This is a genomic window from Paraburkholderia gardini, from assembly GCF_907164545.1.
GTDB classification, from domain to species: Bacteria; Pseudomonadota; Gammaproteobacteria; order Burkholderiales; family Burkholderiaceae; genus Paraburkholderia; species Paraburkholderia gardini.
Genome location: NZ_CAJQZB010000035.1, coordinates 23,671 through 41,322, shown reverse-complemented (window position 1 = coordinate 41,322; position 17,652 = coordinate 23,671). Strand labels below are relative to the sequence as shown.

Sequence of the window (17,652 nt, the reverse complement as noted above, 5' to 3'; positions counted from 1 at the left end):
AAAAAGCCCACTGAGTCTGCTTCAGACGACAGTGGGCTTTTCTTTTCCCGCCGGCGAAACGGCGTCGGATCAGACGTTACCGAACACGTAGTTCGTCATCGCGAGCGAGCGCTGATACGTACCGAGCGACTGGATCGACAGCGTGAAGTCGTCGTCGGCGGCACCGAGCGCCGAGAAGACGGGCAGCAGGTGCTCGTCGGTCGGATGCATCAGCACGGCATGCGGCGCCTGCGCGCGATAGTCGAGCAACGCATCGATGTCGCGCGCAGCGAGTTTCGATTCGAACCAGTCGGTGAACCCGGCCACGCGCGGATCGGCATCTTCCGGGCGCGCCGAGAAATCGGCGGTGCGCAGATTGTGCGTGATCTGGCCGGAGCCGATCACCATCACGCCTTCATCCTTGAGCGCCCGCAGCGCGCGACCGACCCGGAAGTGGTGCGCCGGGTCCATGCGCGGCTGGATCGATAACTGCGCGACGGGCACGTCGGCTTGCGGAAAGAGCAGCAGCATCGGCACCCAGGCGCCGTGATCGAGCCCGTGCGGCTGCGTCGTCGTTGCGATGCCGTGTTCGCCGAGCAGGGCTGCCGCCTGACGGGCGACATCCGGTGCGCCGGGCGCCGGGTACTGAATCTCATACAACTGCCGCGGGAAGCCGTAAAAGTCGTGGATGGTTTCGGGCGCGTCCGATGTGCTCGCAACCGGCTGCGCCGTGCCCCAGTGAGCCGACAGCATCAGGACGGCCCGGGGACGCGGCAATTGAGCCGAAAGCGTCGCGAATTCGGCGGACGGAAGCGCCGGATCGATCGGCAGCGTAGGCGCGCCGTGCGACAGGTACAGCGTGGGTAAGCGGATCATGGCAGCGAAGCCGCGTGGTCAGCGGCCAGAAAGTTTCGTTACTACCACTATAGAGGTGCACTGCCGTTTGATAAACGGCACAAAACGGATTTGATTGTCTCGCGAATGTAGGTAATCGCGAGATTAAACGCGTTGATGATCACGTGGTCTCGATTCGCGCGGCGATTTCGCACCGGTGGGGCAAATCGCGCTGACGGCAGATTCAGTCGTGCGTTCCGCGCAGGCCCGGCCACGCGGGCGCGAGCGCTGGACCGAGCGCGAACAGATCGAGCACACGCGCGACGGTGTGGTCGATCATTTCGTCGATCGATGCCGGCTGGTTGTAAAACGCCGGTAGCGGCGGAAAAATCACGCCGCCCATTTCGGTCACGGCCGTCATGTTGCGCAGATGCGCAAGGTTGAACGGCGTTTCACGCACCAGCAGCACGAGCCGGCGGCGCTCCTTGAGCGTGACATCGGCGGCGCGGGTGATCAGGTTATCGGCGAAGCCGTGTGCGACGCTCGCGAGCGTTTTCATCGAGCAGGGCGCGATGATCATGCCGTCGGTGGCGAACGAACCCGACGCGATGCTCGCGCCGACGTCGCGCACCGAATGGACGACGTCCGCGAGCGGATGTACGTCGTCCTTGCCGAGCTGGAGTTCGTGCTGGACGTTGAGCCAGCCGGCGCTGGAAATCAGCAGATGGCTCTCGACGCCGCCCAGCCGGCGCAGCGTCTCGAGCAGCCGGATGCCGTAGACGGCACCGGTCGCGCCGGTGATGGCGACGATCAGCCGGCGCCTGGCCGGCGCGGGCGCAGCCTCAGTTTCCATGGCGTGCGCCACGCGAGCGGGATTACGCAGCCGCGAACAGTTGCTGCAGTTCGCCGGACTGGTACATCTCCATCATGATGTCCGAGCCGCCGACAAACTCACCGTTCACGTAAAGCTGCGGAATGGTCGGCCAGTTCGAGAATTCCTTGATGCCCTGACGGATGCCTTCGTCGTCGAGGACGTTGACCGTCTTGAATTCGCCGACATTGCACGCTTTCAGGATCTGGATGGCGCGGCCCGAAAAGCCGCACATCGGGAATTGCGCGTTGCCCTTCATGAAGAGCACGACGTTGTTTTCGTCGACGATTTGCTTGATGCGTTGTTGCGTATCCATGACTGACCTTGCGGTTTTCGGAAATTGCGGGATAGACCCAGATGATAGCGGAATTCGATTGCGCAGGCTGGGCGTTGCCCTGCTGGGCAGGCGTGCGGTTCGTGCGCCCGCAATACGGGTTCAGGTCGCCGCGCGCCGGCCGCCGCTGATGCGTTCGATGCCCGCGAGATCGCACGCCGAACGGACTTCGTCGAAGCCGCCGGCTTCGAGCAGCGCGCGCACGGCCTGCGCCTGATCGTAGCCGTGCTCCATCCACAGCACGCCGCCGGGCGCGAGCCACGCGGGTGCGCCGGACACGATCGCGCGGATCGCCGAGAGGCCGTCGGCTTCGTCGGTGAGCGCGCCGCGTGGCTCGAAGCGCAGATCGCCCTGCGACAGATGCGGATCGCCGCTCGCGATATAAGGCGGGTTACTGACGATGACGTCGAAGCGAAGTGCCGGGCCGGCGTCCAGTGCGTCGTACCAGTTGCCTTCGAAAAACGCGGGCGCGCCGCCAGGCCGCGCGGCGTCGAGCAGCTTGCCGGCGTTTCTGGTTGCGACAGCGAGCGCCTCGGGCGAACGGTCGACCGCCCAGACCTGCGCATCGGGCCGCGCCGACGCAATCGCGACGGCAATCGCACCCGTGCCTGTGCCGAGATCGAGCACGCGAGGTTGCTTCAGGCCTTCCAGTGCTTCGAGCGCGGTTTCAACCAGCAATTCGGTTTCGGGTCGCGGAATCAGTACATGCGGCGTGACATCGAACTCAAGCCCGAAAAATTCACGCGCGCCGACGAGTTGCGCAACCGGTTCGCCCGCGAGGCGCCGCGCTTCCAGCGCCCGATACCGCGCGATTAGCGCCGCGTCTAACGGCTCGTCGCTACGGGTGATCAGCTCTGTCCGCCGCCATCCCAGCACGTGCCCGAGCAGGATGCGCGCTTCGAGCGCCGGGAGTGCGGCGGCGCGCAACAGGGCAGCGGCGGTGTCGGCAAGGTCGGCGTTGTGCATGGCTGGGGTGCGTGTGTCAGTCGGCGTCGCCGAGCGAGGCGAGCAGTTCAGCCTGGTGCTCACTCACCAGCGCCGCGATGAGTTCGCTGAGATCGCCGTCCATGATCGCGTCGAGGCGGTAGAGCGTCAGGTTGATCCGGTGATCGGTGAGACGCCCTTGCGGAAAGTTGTATGTGCGGATGCGCTCCGAGCGGTCGCCCGAGCCGATCAGGCTCTTGCGCGTGGCGGCTTCCTTCGCGTGCCGTTCCTGCGACTGCCTGTCCATGATGCGCGCGGCGAGCACCTTGAGCGCGCGATCCTTGTTCTTGTGCTGCGAGCGGTCATCCTGACATTCGACGACGATTCCCGTCGGCAAGTGAGTTACCCGCACAGCCGAATCGGTCTTGTTGATATGCTGGCCGCCCGCGCCGGACGCGCGGAACGTGTCGATGCGCAGATCGGCCGGATTGATCTGGACTTCGGCGATTTCGTCGGCTTCCGGCATGACCGCGACCGTGCACGCCGACGTGTGGATGCGGCCCTGCGTTTCGGTGGCGGGCACGCGCTGCACGCGATGGCCGCCGGACTCGAACTTCAGCTTCGAATACACCGCTTCACCGGCGATCCGCATGATCACTTCCTTGTAGCCGCCGAGATCCGACTCGCTCGCCGACATCATCTCGACCTGCCACTTGTTGCGTTCCGCGTAGCGCAGATACATGCGCAGCAGATCGCCCGCGAACAGCGCTGATTCGTCGCCGCCCGTGCCCGCACGGATTTCGACGAAGATGTTGCGGCTGTCGTTCGGATCCTTCGGCAGCAGCATGGTCTGCAGTTCGCCTTCGAGCTTCGCTTTCTGCTCGCGCGCGGCGCGGATTTCTTCTTCGGCGAAGTCGCGCATCGATGCGTCGGACAGCAGTTCCTGCGCGGTGGCTTCGTCGGTGAGCGCCTGGCGCCACAGCGCATAGTGCTCGACAACCGGCCCGAGCTCCGCGTGTTCGCGCGTCAGCTTGCGGTACTGGTCGAGATTCGCGGTGATGTCCTCGCGGCTCAACAGGTCATTCAGTTCGGCCAGCCGGGTGGTGAGCTGGTCGAGCTTGCTTTGCATGCTCGTTTTCATCGGACGGATCGGAGCGGGCTCCGGAAAGGACGACTGCTAATGGGAAATTCGGGAAATTCGCGGATGCCGGGCGTGAAACGTGGCCGACACGCGGCGGGTGTGCTGCCGGCAATACCGCGGCGAGAGCGACAGCGTCGCTAACGGTCCGATGAACCGGACGGGTCTGACGGGTCCGACGGGCCGGGGGCGCCGCCGTGATGATAGAAGCCGCTCATCAGTTCGATGAGCTTGTCGCGATTTTCGCTGCTGGCGCGGTTGAGTGCGTGCGTCGGACCGTGGATCAACTTGTTCGTCAGCGCCTGCGAGAGCGCTTCGAGCACGACGGCCGGATCGTCGCCGCGCGCGAGCATTCTGTGCGCGCGTTCGAGTTCGGCGCGGCGCAGCGAGTCCGCCTGCGTGTGCATGTGACGGATGACCGGCACGATGCTGCGCGCGTCGAGCCACTGCATGAAGTTCTGCACGCGCGTTTCGATGATCGCTTCGGCCTGCGCGACGGCTGCCTGACGCGATGCGTTGCCTTCGCGGACGATCGCGCCGAGGTCGTCGACGGTGTAGAGAAACACGTCTTCGAGCTTGCCGACTTCGGGTTCGATGTCGCGCGGCACGGCCAGATCGACCATGAAAATGGGCCGGTGACGGCGCGCCTTCACCGCGCGCTCCATCGCGCCGAGGCCAATGATCGGCAGCGTCGACGCCGTGCATGACACGATGATGTCGAACTCGTGCATGCGCGCGGGCAGGTCGGCCAGCGGAATCGCGCGGCCGTTGAAGCGTTCGGCAAGCCGCGCGCCACGCTCGGCGGTGCGGTTGGCGACTACGAGCTCGCGCGGCTGCTGCGCGGCAAAGTGCGTCGCGCACAGTTCGATCATTTCACCCGCGCCGATGAACAGCACGCGCTGGTTCGAGATTTTGTCGAAGATGCGCTGCGCGAGCCGTACGGCTGCCGCGGCCATCGAAACGGACTGCGCGCCGATTTCCGTCGTGCTGCGCACTTCCTTCGCGACGGCGAACGTGCGCTGGAAAAGCTGGTTCAGGTACGTGCCGAGCGCACCGGCTTCCGACGCGGTGCGCACCGCGTCCTTCATCTGGCCGACGATCTGCGTTTCGCCGAGCACCATCGAATCGAGTCCCGATGCAACGCGAAACGCGTGGCGCACGGCCTCGGACTGCGGCAGCGCGTACACATGCGGCGCCAGCTCGCCAACCGGGAGATTGTGATAGCGGGACAGCCACTGGATGGCGGCTTCGCGCGCCGCCTGATCGTCGGTGGCGCAGTAGAGCTCGGTGCGGTTGCAGGTGGACAGAATGGCGGCTTCGGGTGCCGAACGGGAGGCCGGGCCGAGCCAGATGTCCTTGAACGTCGCGAGCGCCGGCTTGATCTGGTCGAGCGGAAACGCCACGCGTTCGCGCAAGGCGACAGGCGCGGTGTGGTGGTTGATTCCGATCGTTAGAAGCTGCATGGGGCGCGATTGTGGGCGGCGCTATGGTGTAGCGCAATATTATAGCGTTTCCAGGGATCTTTCATTGAGCGCGCCTGATACCGGGATGAAGTTCTGCCGCAGGGTCAGACCGCGATCCTGTCGAGCTGGTATCCGTAGCCGTAGAGCGGCGTGAGCGCATAGCCGAGTTCCGGGCGCAGCTGAAGTTTCGAGCGCAACCGCGACGCATGCGTGTCGAGGGTGCGCGACCTTACGTCGCGGCCGCGCGTCCAGACCGTTTCGAGGATGTGCGCGCGCGAAACCGGCCGCGACAGGTTGGTGAAGAGCAGCAGGGCGAAGCGGAACTCCTTTGGCGTCAGCTCGACGCGCTGGCCGCGGAACGTGACGACGTCGTGCATCGTCTCGAAAACGTATTCGCCGAAGACGTTGCGCAGCCGGCTGCGCGGCCGGCGCACGCCGGCCCGCCGGAGCAGCGCGTCGACGCGCGCCAGCATTTCGGGGCCGCGTACGGGCTTGGTCAGACAGTCGTCGGCACCGGCGTGCAGGATCGAGACGATTTCGCTTTCGCGCGGCGCCGTGATCAGCACCATGACGGGCAGGCCGGGCAGCACCTCGCGGGCGAGCGGAATGACGTCCCCGGCGGCGAGGTCGCCGGACCAGACATCCGCCAGAAGCAGGTCGAAAGTCTGGCTGGCGGCGCTCTCCAGAAACGGGGTGCTGGCCTGGAAGTGCTCGCAGGCATGGCCGCCGGCAAGCAGCAGACGGCCAATCAGATCGGCCTGGCGGCGGTCGGGCTCGACGAGCGCAATTCGCATGGGGGAAGCACGTTCAGCACATTCGGCGCGTTCCGCACGCCCAGCGAGTGGACGTTCGGAGGTCGGGTGCGTGGCCGGGTACCGGGGTGGAAATCCGGCGGGAAATCGCCCGGACATCGGACCGGATATCCGCCTGGGCAAGACCTGCGGCTTGCCTTGCGCTACCCCGGCCCCTAAACTCAACCGCTACACGCAAGGCGCCGTGCTGATCTGTTAGTTAACGAGACAAAAATGCTAGCTGTGCAAACGCTTCGACCCTATAAGAGCGGTCTTAAATCATTCGAGGCCTGTCGCTGATGGGTTGGGCAGGAATCGTGATACTCGGCGCGGTGGTGGGGCTGGTCGGCGGATGGCTGCATCCGTTGCGGCGCGCGGGCCGTGCGCGCATCCCGGTGGCGATGGTTGCAGGCGTCGCCGGGGCGGTCGTCGCCGCGATGGCCGGGAACGTCGCTGGTATCTTCCATGATGGTGATACGCTCGAATGGCTGGCCTGTACCTCCGTCGCCCTGATTGCCGTCGCCGTGACGGTCGGCCTTTTATCCCGTCGATAAGATGAATTCCCCGCAGGTGAAACAATGAACGCCCGACTCCCCGAAACCTCTTCCATTCCCGAACGCATCGCGGTGCTGCGCGGCGCCATGAAGCGCGAAAACCTCGCCGCTTATCTCGTGCCGTCCGCCGATCCTCACCTCTCCGAATATCTGCCGGGACGCTGGCAGGGGCGCGAGTGGCTCTCCGGTTTCACCGGCTCGGTGGGCACGCTGGTCGTCACCGATGATTTTGCCGGCCTCTGGGTCGACAGCCGCTACTGGGTGCAGGCCGAAGCGCAACTCGCCGGCACCGGCGTGCAGTTGATGAAGATGATGGGCGGCCAGCAGAGCGCGCCGCACATCGACTGGCTGGCGCAGAACGTCGCAAGCGGTGCGGCGGTCGGCGTCGACGGCGCGGTGCTCGGCGTGGCGGTGGCGCGTGCGTTGAGCGATGCGCTCACGGCGCGCGGCGTCGCGTTGCGTACCGACATCGATCTGCTCGACACGATCTGGCCGCAGCGCCCGACGCTGCCGGTCGAAGCCGTCTACGAACACGCCGCGCCGCACGCGAGCGTCGCGCGCGCCGACAAGCTCGACCAGATTCGCCGCGAGATGCAGCAAAAGGGCGCGCAGTGGCATTTCATCTCGACGCTCGACGACCTCGCGTGGCTGTTGAACCTGCGCGGCGCGGACGTCAGCTACAACCCCGTGTTCGTCGCGCATGCGCTGATCGGGCTCGACAGCGCGTCGCTCTTCGTCGCCGGTGGCAAGGTGCCGCAGGCACTCGCCGATGCGCTAGGGCGCGACGGCATCCAGGTGAAACCATACGTGGAGGCGGCCGATGCGCTCGCCGCGCTGCCGTCGGGCTCGACGCTGCTGATCGATCCGCGGCGTATTACTTTTGGTCTGTTGCAGGTCGTGCCGTCGAACGTGAAAATCGTCGAAGCGGTGAATCCCTCGACGTTCCTGAAGTCGCGCAAGACACCGGCCGAAGCGGAACACGTTCGCGCGACGATGGAGCAGGACGGCGCGGCGCTCGCCGAATTCTTCGCGTGGTTCGAGGGCGCGCTCGGCCGTGAAACGATCACCGAACTCACCATCGACGAACGTCTGACGGCGGCGCGCGCGCGTCGTCCGGGCTTTGTCACGCTGAGCTTCGGCACGATCGCCGGCTTCAACGCGAACGGCGCGATGCCACATTACCGCGCGACGCAGGCTTCGCACGCCACGATCGAGGGCGATGGTCTCCTGCTGATCGATTCGGGCGGCCAGTACCTGAGCGGCACGACGGACATCACGCGCGTCGTGCCGATCGGCACGATCAACGCCGGGCATCGCCGCGACTTCACGATCGTGCTGAAGGGCACGATGGCACTCTCGCGCGCACAGTTTCCGCGCGGCATCCGCTCGCCGATGCTCGATTCGATCGCTCGCGCGCCGATCTGGGAAGCGGGCGCGGACTACGGCCACGGCACGGGTCACGGCGTGGGTTACTTCCTGAACGTGCACGAAGGCCCGCAGGTAATCTCGCACTACGCGCCGGCCGAAGCGTGGACGGCGATGGAAGAGGGCATGATCACGTCGATCGAGCCGGGCATTTACCGGCCGGGCAAGTGGGGCATCCGGATCGAAAACCTCGTGCTGAACCGCGAGGCGGAAAAGACCGCGTTTGGCGACTTCCTGAAGTTCGAAACGCTGACGCTGTGCCCGATCGATACCCGCTGCGTCGATCTCGCGCTGCTGCGCGACGACGAACGCGCGTGGCTCAACGCGTATCACGAGACGGTGCGCGCCCGCGTTTCGCCGCATGTGACGGGCGCTGCGAAGGCGTGGCTGGAAACACGCACGCAGGCGATCTGACGCGCGGCATACGAGCGGCGCAGGCACGCGTGTCATAACTGGAGCCGGGCGACTGCGTCGCAGTGCGCCCGCTTTCCGACAGACTTCCCCGTACAACTGGCGATGGAGTGTGCATGGCGATCAAGGCAGTCGTTTTCGATTTCGGTGGCGTGCTGATCGACTGGAGCCCGCAGTACGTCTACCGCACGCTGATTCCGGATGAAGCGGAGCGCCACTGGTTTCTCACGCACGTTTGCGCGATGGACTGGGTCATCCAGCAGGACGGCGGGCAGACGATCGAAGCGGGCACAAACGAGCTGATCGCGAAATTTCCCGAACACGAAGCGCTGATCCGCGCGTTCTACGAGCGCTGGCACGAGATGATCCGCGGTGTGCTCGAAGACGGCATCGCCACGCTCGAAAAACTCGACGCGGCCAGCGTGCCGCTCTTCGGGCTGACGAACTGGTCGGCCGAGACGTTTCCTTACGCGTGGGACAACTTCCCGGTATTGCGGCGCTTCAGGGACATCGTCGTTTCGGGGCGCGTGAAACTCGTGAAGCCCGATCCGGCGATTTTCTCGGAGATGGCGAAGCGCATCGAGTCACATCTGCCGGGCGTCCAGCCGGCGGAACTCGTCTTTATCGACGACAACCTGAAAAACGCCGAAGCCGCGACCGCGCTTGGCTGGCACGGCGTCCATCACACCGACGCTGCCCGGACCGAAGCGAAATTGCGCGAACTGGGCTTGCCGGTCTGATCGCATCATGACGCCCGCGGCGTGCCGCGCGCGTCATGCGCCAGACAGCTACGGCGATGAGCGAGGCGGATGCGACGTGTCCGCGGGTTCCTTGCCGATCAGGTTCAGCAACGCGTTCCCCAGTCCCTTGACCGTTTCGCCGGCACCCTTCGCGACGCCCGCGACACTCACGCCGAGCGCCTCCGCGAAGCCGTTGCTCATTTTCGTCAGCAGGCTTTCGTTCAGCGAGAACTTCGGGTCTCGCAGATTGCCTTCGAGCACGAAATGCAACGTGATGTCGTCGCCATGCTTCTTGAGTGCGGCGACGGCCGCTTTGGTCGGGATTGAAAGGAACGTGTCGACGGGGCTGCCGCTGTCGGCGAGCTGCAGATGGTGCACCGTTATCACACCCGGCGCGTGAAGCTGGTAGTTGTGCACGGTCGAGTCCACTTTCATGTCGAGCGTGCCGTCCGTCACCTGCGCTCTCGCGCCGGCTTTCCTGAGCAGGTACGGATCGAGCGTCCTGATATCGACGCCGCGCAGCGTGGTGGTGGTCTGCGAATCCTTGCTGGCGATTTTTATCCAGCCACCAAATGAAACGGTGCCGGTATGCGACGGCCCCTTGATCGAGCCATTGATGGCGAGCGTCGTGGGTTCGTCCAGATCGGGCACATGGATGTGATCGATCGTCGCGCTCGCATCGGTGATGGAGATCCGGTACGCGGGATTGCTCACCGTCAGGTCGTAAAACACAAACGTGCCGTGCTGGAATTCGATGTGGTCGACGATCTTTTCCAATGGCAGCGATGATGCTTCGCTGGCGCTGGCGTCGCTCGCGCCGGTATTCGCGGGGCTGTTCAACGTCTGCCGCAGATTCGGCAGCAACTGGACGCCGCCATCCTTCGTGCGCAGCACCGTCATGTTGAATCCACTGACCACGACATTGCGCATGTGGATACGCCGCTGGATCAGGTCGCGAAGGTCGGGTTCGAGGACGACGGTGTCGGCGCGAAACGGATCGGCGGCGGGCCAGCCGTCGGGCGCGCGCAGGCGGACGTTGGTGAGGCGGATGGTTTTGAAGCCGACGTCGATTGTGTCGGCGCTGCCGCGTGGGCCGAGGGCGGCGGCAATGCGCTCTTTCACCTCGTGCTGGATGAACAGAAGGCCGGCCACCACGATGACCACCAGTATCGCCGCCACGCCTGTCAGTGCGACGGCCACGCGACTGCCTTTCGACATCGGCATGCCTGCCTCCTCGTTGCCGCGCATTGCGTGCGGCCAGACCCCAGACCGTTAGCTTTATCGTGCAGATCGATGGCCAGTCGGCGGGTGAGGTCAACCGTGCAGACCCTGCCCCGCCAACACCTGCATCAACCCGTCCCACCGGGCGCGCGGATCAGCCTCGACAGAGGCCGACCCGCTGCGCCGAAGGCGCGAGACCTAGCGCGTGATCGGCTTGTAGCGCAGGCGCTTCGGCCGTGCTGCTTCCTCGCCGAGACGGTTACGCTTGTCTGCCTCGTATTCCTGATAGTTGCCGTTGAAGAACGTCACCTGCGAGTCTCCTTCGAACGCCAGAATGTGCGTCGCGATACGGTCGAGGAACCAGCGATCGTGCGAGATCACCACCACCGAGCCCGCGAACTCCAGCAACGCGTCTTCGAGCGCGCGCAGTGTTTCGACGTCGAGGTCGTTCGACGGTTCGTCGAGCAGCAGCACATTGCCGCCCGCGATCAGCGTTTTCGCCAGATGCAGCCGGCCGCGTTCGCCGCCCGACAGATTGCCGACGTTCTTTTGCTGATCGCCGCCCTTGAAGTTGAAACGGCCGATGTACGCCCGCGACGGCGTTTCATACTTGCCGACGGTCAGCACATCCGCACCGCCCGAAATCTCTTCGAAGACGGTCTTCGAGCCATCCAGCGCATCGCGGCTCTGATCCACATACGCGAGCTTCACGGTCGGGCCCTGCACGATCTCGCCCGAATCCGGCTGCTCCTTGCCGGTCAGCATGCGGAACAGCGTCGACTTGCCGGCGCCGTTCGGCCCGATGATGCCGACGATCGCGCCCGCCGGAATCTTGAAGCTCAGGTCGTCGATCAGCAGACGGTCGCCATATGCCTTCGACACGTTCCTGAACTCGATCACCTCGTTGCCGAGACGGTCGCCAACGGGGATGAAAATTTCCGATGTTTCGTTGCGCTTCTGGTAATCCTGGCTGCTCAGTTCCTCGAATCGCGCAATACGTGCCTTCGATTTCGCCTGGCGTCCCTTCGGGTTCTGGCGCACCCACTCCAGTTCCTTCTTGATCGCTTTCTGGCGTGCCGATTCCGTTGCTTCTTCCTGCTTCAGCCGCTCTTCCTTCTGGTCGAGCCAGCTGCTGTAGTTGCCCTTCCACGGAATGCCATGACCGCGGTCGAGTTCGAGAATCCACTCGGCGGCGTTATCCAGGAAGTATCTGTCGTGGGTTACAGCAACCACTGTGCCCGGGAAGCGCGTGAGGAACTGTTCGAGCCAGTCGACCGATTCTGCGTCCAGGTGGTTGGTCGGTTCGTCGAGCAGCAGCATGTCGGGCTTTTCGAGCAGCAGCTTGCACAGCGCGACGCGGCGCTTTTCGCCGCCCGACAGATTTTCGATCTTCGCGTCCCACGCCGGCAGGCGCAGCGCGTCGGCGGCGATCTCGATCTGCTGCTCGGGGCTGCCGCCGTCGGCGGTGGCGAGAATGGCTTCGTACTTCGCCTGTTCGGCGGCGAGCGCGTCGAAATCGGCGTCCGGCTCGGCGTACGCGGCGTAGATTTCGTCGAGCTTCTTCTGTGCACTGAAGACATCGCCGAGGCCTTCCTCGACCGCTTCGCGCACGGTTTTCAGCGGGTCGAGTTGCGGCTCCTGCGGCAGATAGCCGATGTTCAGATTCGGCATCGGCGTGGCTTCGCCCTCGATGTCCTTGTCGACGCCCGCCATGATGCGGATCAACGTCGATTTGCCCGAGCCGTTCAGGCCGAGCAGACCAATTTTCGCGCCGGGGAAGAACGACAGCGAGATGTCTTTCAGGATTTGACGCTTGGGCGGCACGATCTTGCCGACCCGGTTCATGGTGAAGACGTATTGGGCCATTTGCTTGAAATCAGGCGTTGACGCCGCAGGCCGCACTGAAAAGGGCGGCCGGGCGTGGGTGAATGGGTATGCATTTCCCGGACGGCGCCGGCAACCGGCGCACAGGGAGAACTGGCATTGTACTTCGCCGTCCAGGGCGAAAGTACCGTTGCCCGCAGTGGTTATGCCGTCTGGCCAGGGTGACGCGATGTTCTTGCTGACGGACTATAGCCACTCAGCGACGCCGCCATGACGCGAACACGTTCCGCTGTGATGGCGGCTGAAGCTCCAGGAGCCGTCGCGGCAGCGCGCGGTGGCGCCTTCGGGAATCTTGCCCGACAGCGAGCGGGCCGGCGCGTGGACAGTCTCGCCGTCGCGGTTCCGGTACGTATTGTGGTTGCTGAGACCGGCCTCGTCAGGCGTGGAGGCGGGCGCCACGTAAGCCCATGCGGGCGTGAGCGCGAGCAGCAGGCTCGCGGCGAGGGCGGCGATGAATGCTGTTTTACGCCGCGGGCGGGGCAGAGCGATGCCGAGGGTCATGGTCAGAACCGTTTGTTATTTTTTCGATGCATCGCGCCGCTACACAACACAGCACCGTTATGAACCAGTGCCGTCAGTTAGCGCGCCTGCCCGTCGACGGATCGAAGAAATGCAGATGCGGGGCGGGCAACACCACCTGCAGCGCTTCGCCGCGCGCCGGGCGATGCGCATGCGGCAGTCTTGCCGCGACGTCGTGGCTGCCCCATCGGCCGTGCGCAAGATTGTCGGCGCCCAGCAACTCGCAGGAATCGACGGTGAGCGTCGCGGGTACGGCGTCCGCCAGCCCCGGCGTCATGTGCTCAGGCCGGATGCCCAGCGTCCACTCGCGTCCGGCCGCCACCTCGCGGCCGATACACGGCACGCCCGCGAGCGGGAGCCTCGGCCCGTTGCCCGCGACTTCGAAGAACGCGCCATCACCGGACACGCGGCCTTCCAGCAGATTCATCCCCGGCGAGCCGATGAAACTCGCGACGAACGCCGTCGCGGGCCGCTCGTAGACTTCGGTTGGCGCGCCGATCTGCTCCGCGTGGCCCTGGTTCATCACGATCACCCGCTGCGCGAGCGTCATCGCTTCGATCTGGTCGTGCGTGACGTACAGGCTCGTGGTTGCGAGACGCGCATGCAGGCGCTGGATTTCCAGACGCATCTGCACACGCAGCCGGGCATCGAGATTCGACAGCGGTTCGTCGAACAGGAACACGGCGGGCTCGCGCACGATCGCGCGGCCCATCGCGACGCGCTGTCGCTGCCCGCCGGACAGTTCACGCGGCTTGCGGGCGAGCAACGATTCGAGCTCGAGAATCTTCGCGGCGGCATCGACGCGCCGGTCGATCGTCGCGCGATCCTCGCCGGCGATCTTCAGCGCGTAGCCCATGTTCTGCGCGACGCTCATATGCGGATAGAGCGCGTAGTTCTGGAACACCATCGCGATGTTGCGGTCCTTCGGTTCCAGCGTGTTGACGACCTTGTCCGCGATCGAGATCGAGCCTTCGGAAATGCCTTCGAGCCCGGCCACCATGCGCAGCAAGGTCGACTTGCCGCAGCCGGACGGTCCGACCATCACGACGAACTCGCCATCGGCGACATCGACGTCGATGCCATGCAGCACGAACTGTTTGCCGTCGTACGTCTTTTTCACGCCCTTCAGGGTCAGTGCAGCCATTCGTTTTTGCCTTTCCGTGCATTCGCGGGCATTACGTCACGCGCCGTCGCGTTAAATTGCGTTATGTGGTGTTCGATCCGAAACCTGTCCCGACCGGTTTATTTTTCGGCATCCACGAGGCCGCGCACGAACCAGCGCTGCATCGTCAGCACGACGGCGAGCGGCGGCAGCATCGCGAGCAGCGTCGCGGTCATCACCAGATGCCACTCGGTCGCCGTATCGCCGGACGCGATCATGCTCTTGATGCCGACCACCGCCGTGGTCAGCGATTGCTGGCTCGTGATCAGGATCGGCCACAGATACTGGTTCCAGCCGTAGATGAACGTGATCACGAACAGCGCGGCCATGTTCGTCTTCGACAGCGGCAGCACCACGTCCCAGAAAAAGCGCAGCGGCCCGGCGCCGTCGATGCGTGCCGCTTCCATCAGTTCGTCCGGCAGCGTCAGGAAAAACTGCCGGAACAGGAAAGTCGCGGTGGCCGAGGCGATCAGCGGCAGCGTCAAGCCGGCGTAGGTGTTGCTCAGATGCATCGACGACACCACCTGCACGGTCGGAAAGATGCGTACTTCGACCGGCAGCATCAACGTGATGAAGATCAGCCAGAACGCGACATTCCTGAGCGGGAAGCGGAAGAACACGATCGCATACGCGGAGATCATCGATACGGCGATCTTGCCGATCGAAATGACGAGCGCCATCACGAGGCTGTTCATCAGCATCCGTCCGAACGGACTCGCCGCGTTGCCGCTGCCGTGCGTCCAGACGTTCGCGATGTTCTCGAACAGATGCGTGCTGGGCACGAGCGAAAGCGGCACGCTGAACACTTCATGCTCGCTCATCGTCGCGGCGCAGAACGCGATGTACACCGGAAACACGACCAGCACGACGCCGACGATCAGCACCGCGTGGCAAAAGAGGTCGAACCCGCGTCGATTCTCGATCATGAGTACTGGACCCTCCGCTCGATGAAACGGAACTGCACGACAGTCAGTGCGACGACGATCACCATCAGCACCACCGACTGCGCGCCGGAACTGCCGATATCGAGGCCCTGAAAGCCTTCGGCGAAGATCTTGTAGATCAGCGTGCGGGTCGATTGCGCGGGGCCGCCGCCGGTGGCCGCGTCGATCACCGGCAACGTATCGAAGAACGCGTAGACGATATTGACGACGAGCAGAAAGAAACTCACCGGCGACAGCAGCGGCAGCGCGATGCCGAAGAAGCGGCGCACGGGGCCCGCGCCGTCGATCGCGGCCGCTTCGATCAGCGAACGCGGAATCGCCTGCAGGCCGGCATAGAAGAACAGGAAGTTGTAGCTGACCTGCTTCCAGACCGAAGCGAGCACGACGAGGAACATCGCCTGCCCGGGGTTGAGCGCGTGATTCCACACGATGCCGCCCTTCGCGAGCGCGTAGGTCACGAGCCCGATGCTCGGATTGAAGAGGAACGACCACAGCACGCCGGCGAGCGCGGGCGCAACCGCGTACGGCCAGATCAGCAGCGTCTGATAGGTCTTTGCCCCGCGCGTCACGCGGTCGGCGCAGGCAGCGAGCACGAGCGAAATCGCGAGACCGCCGAGCGTGACGAGCGAACAGAAAATCAGCGTCGTATTGACCGACGACAGATAGAGCGGATCGGCGAACAGCTGTTTGAAATTGGCGAGGCCGACGAACTCGCTCGACGTGCCGAACGCGTCCTGACTTTGCGTGGACTGCCACAACGCCTCGCCGGCGGGCCACAGAAAAAACAGCAGCGTGATGGCGAGTTGCGGCGCAACCAGCAGATACGGCAACACGCCTGCACCAAAGCGGGATCGCTTTTCCATCGATGTTTCCCGTAGGTGATGCACGCGGGCGCTTCGTCTTTTAACAAGCGCCCGCAGGAACCGGCCGGCGGCCTAGCTGCCGGCCTTCTCGAAGCGGCGCAGCAGCTCGTCGCCGCGCGACACGGCGGAGTCGAGCGCCTCTTTCGGCGACTTCTTCTGCGTCCAGACCTGCTCGAGTTCCTCGTCGACGACCGTGCGGATCTGCGGCATGTTGCCAAGACGCAGCCCCTTGGTGAACGGCAGGGGCGGCTTGTTGAGCATCTGCCTGATCGCGGTATCGCTGCCCGGGTTCTTCTCGTAGAAGCCCTGTTGCTGCGTCAGCTGATAGGCCGCGGTGGTGACCGGCAGGTAACCCGTGTCCTGATGCCATTTGGCCGCGACCTGCGGCGAAGTCAGATAGGCGAGGAATTTCGCCACGCCCTTGTAGACGGCCGGATCCTTGCCCGCCAGCACCCATAGGCTCGCGCCGCCGATGATCGCGTTCTGCGGCGCGCCTTTCACGCTCGCGTCGTACGGCATCATGCCAGTGCCGAAGTTGAACTTCGCGAACTTCTTGATCGTGGCAAGCGACCCCGACGAGTTCGTGATGATTCCGCAGTCGCCGCTATAGAACTTCGACACCGGTTCGTCCTTGCGGCCGACATAGGTGAACGTGCCTTCCTTCGCCATGTTCTGCAGGAACTGGATGTGCGCGATCTGCAGCGGCTTGTTGAATTCGAGCTGGGCATCGGTGCCGTCGAAGCCGTTGTTCTTCGATGCGAACGGTGCGCCATGCCACGCACTGTAGTTTTCGAGCTGGATCCAGCTCTGCCAGCCTGACGAATAACCGCACGACATGCCCGATGCCTTCAGCTTCTGCGCATCCTGTCGCAGTTCATCCCAGGTCTTCGGCGGCTTGTCCGGATCGAGGCCGGCTTTCTTGAAGGCGTCCTTGTTGTAGTACAGCACCGGCGTCGAACTGTTGAACGGCATCGAAACGAGCTGGCCGGTCTTCGAGTCGCTGTAGTAGCTGGCGATGGTGGGCACGAATGCCTTTTCGTCGAGCGGCACGCCTGCCTGTTTGAACACGTCCGAGACCGGGATCACGGCTTTCTTTGCCTGCATCATGGTGGCCGTGCCCACTTCGTAGACCTGCAGGATCGCGGGCGCGTTGCCGCTGCGGTAGGCCGCGATGCCCGCTGCAAGCGTCTGGTCGTAGGTGCCCTTGAACACCGGCACGATCTTGTAGTCGCTCTGCGATGCGTTGAAGTCGTTCGCAATGTCGTTCAGGCGTTCGCCCAGCGCGGCTTCCATCGCGTGCCAGAACTGGATCTCGGTCGCGGCATGGGCCGTGGTGCTGATGCCGAACGCCAGTACCGCGGCAACGGAAAGTGAACGGAACAGGGGCTTGCAACTCATCGATTGTCTCCTTGACCGGATCATGCGCAAATTGGGGTTGCGCGATTCTAGTTGTGTTCGATGACAGTCACGCGGTGGTATTCCTTCAGCGCGTAAGGTCGCCGGAACGGGGAATTTAACACCAGCAACCGCGAAACTGAAGCGCCCCGGCAGAAAAGGACGTTGCTGACGCAACGGATTTTGACATTCGGGCGGAC

17 protein-coding genes are annotated in these 17,652 nt (G+C 64.3%); 3 read left to right on the top strand and 14 right to left on the bottom strand.

Annotated features, from left to right (window positions below; translation table 11 throughout):
- Positions 1-69 precede the first annotated feature (69 nt).
- The 7 genes from LPA37_RS21605 to LPA37_RS21575 all read right to left on the bottom strand — a co-directional run bounded on the left by LPA37_RS21605 (position 70) and on the right by LPA37_RS21575 (position 6,337).
- Positions 70-855 carry a DODA-type extradiol aromatic ring-opening family dioxygenase gene (locus tag LPA37_RS21605; protein ID WP_228980408.1) on the bottom strand — a complete coding sequence of 262 codons (786 nt, stop codon included), beginning with the start codon at positions 853-855 and terminating at the stop codon, positions 70-72.
- A gap of 202 nt (positions 856-1,057) precedes the next feature.
- On the bottom strand, positions 1,058-1,666 hold the full coding sequence (locus LPA37_RS21600) for a UbiX family flavin prenyltransferase (RefSeq protein ID WP_228980412.1): 609 nt from the start codon (positions 1,664-1,666) through the stop codon (positions 1,058-1,060).
- 22 nt (positions 1,667-1,688) lie between these two features.
- A complete protein-coding gene (gene grxD, locus LPA37_RS21595; protein WP_228980415.1) occupies positions 1,689-2,000 on the bottom strand; it encodes a Grx4 family monothiol glutaredoxin in 312 nt (103 codons plus the stop codon).
- A 120-nt stretch (positions 2,001-2,120) separates the two neighbouring features.
- Positions 2,121-2,984, bottom strand: coding sequence for a peptide chain release factor N(5)-glutamine methyltransferase (gene prmC / locus LPA37_RS21590; protein WP_229013682.1), 864 nt, complete (start codon positions 2,982-2,984; stop codon positions 2,121-2,123).
- Between the two features lie 16 nt (positions 2,985-3,000).
- The gene (prfA, locus tag LPA37_RS21585) at positions 3,001-4,083 is read right to left on the bottom strand and encodes a peptide chain release factor 1 (protein WP_228980418.1); all 1,083 of its coding nucleotides are present in this window, start codon (positions 4,081-4,083) and stop codon (positions 3,001-3,003) included.
- A 137-nt stretch (positions 4,084-4,220) separates the two neighbouring features.
- Positions 4,221-5,543: a glutamyl-tRNA reductase gene (gene hemA, locus LPA37_RS21580; RefSeq protein ID WP_228980419.1), complete on the bottom strand. Its 1,323-nt coding sequence runs from the start codon at positions 5,541-5,543 to the stop codon at positions 4,221-4,223.
- 104 nt (positions 5,544-5,647) lie between these two features.
- Complete coding sequence (locus LPA37_RS21575) at positions 5,648-6,337, bottom strand: response regulator transcription factor (RefSeq protein ID WP_228980420.1); 690 nt, start codon at positions 6,335-6,337, stop codon at positions 5,648-5,650.
- A 296-nt stretch (positions 6,338-6,633) separates the two neighbouring features.
- On the opposite strand from LPA37_RS21575, the gene LPA37_RS21570 reads away from it, so the two are divergent.
- From LPA37_RS21570 to LPA37_RS21560, 3 genes are all read left to right on the top strand, one after another.
- A complete protein-coding gene (locus tag LPA37_RS21570; protein WP_228980421.1) occupies positions 6,634-6,888 on the top strand; it encodes a hypothetical protein in 255 nt (84 codons plus the stop codon).
- Between the two features lie 24 nt (positions 6,889-6,912).
- Positions 6,913-8,727 carry an aminopeptidase P family protein gene (locus tag LPA37_RS21565; RefSeq protein WP_229013681.1) on the top strand — a complete coding sequence of 605 codons (1,815 nt, stop codon included), beginning with the start codon at positions 6,913-6,915 and terminating at the stop codon, positions 8,725-8,727.
- Between the two features lie 113 nt (positions 8,728-8,840).
- Positions 8,841-9,464 (top strand): HAD family hydrolase, encoded by a 624-nt coding sequence (locus tag LPA37_RS21560; protein ID WP_229013680.1) that lies wholly within the window; start codon positions 8,841-8,843, stop codon positions 9,462-9,464.
- A gap of 48 nt (positions 9,465-9,512) precedes the next feature.
- Here the strand turns inward: LPA37_RS21560 and LPA37_RS21555 are convergent, their stop codons facing one another.
- From LPA37_RS21555 to ugpB, 7 genes are all read right to left on the bottom strand, one after another.
- Positions 9,513-10,688 carry a DUF748 domain-containing protein gene (locus LPA37_RS21555; protein ID WP_229013679.1) on the bottom strand — a complete coding sequence of 392 codons (1,176 nt, stop codon included), beginning with the start codon at positions 10,686-10,688 and terminating at the stop codon, positions 9,513-9,515.
- A gap of 195 nt (positions 10,689-10,883) precedes the next feature.
- Positions 10,884-12,551 carry an energy-dependent translational throttle protein EttA gene (gene ettA, locus LPA37_RS21550; protein WP_229013678.1) on the bottom strand — a complete coding sequence of 556 codons (1,668 nt, stop codon included), beginning with the start codon at positions 12,549-12,551 and terminating at the stop codon, positions 10,884-10,886.
- A 204-nt stretch (positions 12,552-12,755) separates the two neighbouring features.
- Positions 12,756-13,070: a DUF3761 domain-containing protein gene (locus tag LPA37_RS21545; protein ID WP_228980432.1), complete on the bottom strand. Its 315-nt coding sequence runs from the start codon at positions 13,068-13,070 to the stop codon at positions 12,756-12,758.
- 73 nt (positions 13,071-13,143) lie between these two features.
- The gene (locus tag LPA37_RS21540) at positions 13,144-14,232 is read right to left on the bottom strand and encodes a sn-glycerol-3-phosphate import ATP-binding protein UgpC (protein ID WP_229013677.1); all 1,089 of its coding nucleotides are present in this window, start codon (positions 14,230-14,232) and stop codon (positions 13,144-13,146) included.
- Positions 14,233-14,330: 98 nt separating this feature from the next.
- Positions 14,331-15,176 (bottom strand): sn-glycerol-3-phosphate ABC transporter permease UgpE, encoded by an 846-nt coding sequence (ugpE, locus tag LPA37_RS21535; protein ID WP_228980437.1) that lies wholly within the window; start codon positions 15,174-15,176, stop codon positions 14,331-14,333.
- A complete protein-coding gene (gene ugpA / locus LPA37_RS21530) occupies positions 15,173-16,057 on the bottom strand; it encodes a sn-glycerol-3-phosphate ABC transporter permease UgpA (protein WP_228980443.1) in 885 nt (294 codons plus the stop codon). The genes ugpE and ugpA overlap by 4 nt, the downstream gene beginning before the upstream one ends.
- Before the next feature lie 72 nt (positions 16,058-16,129).
- Complete coding sequence (gene ugpB / locus LPA37_RS21525; protein WP_228980446.1) at positions 16,130-17,455, bottom strand: sn-glycerol-3-phosphate ABC transporter substrate-binding protein UgpB; 1,326 nt, start codon at positions 17,453-17,455, stop codon at positions 16,130-16,132.
- Between the last annotated feature and the right edge of the window lie 197 nt (positions 17,456-17,652).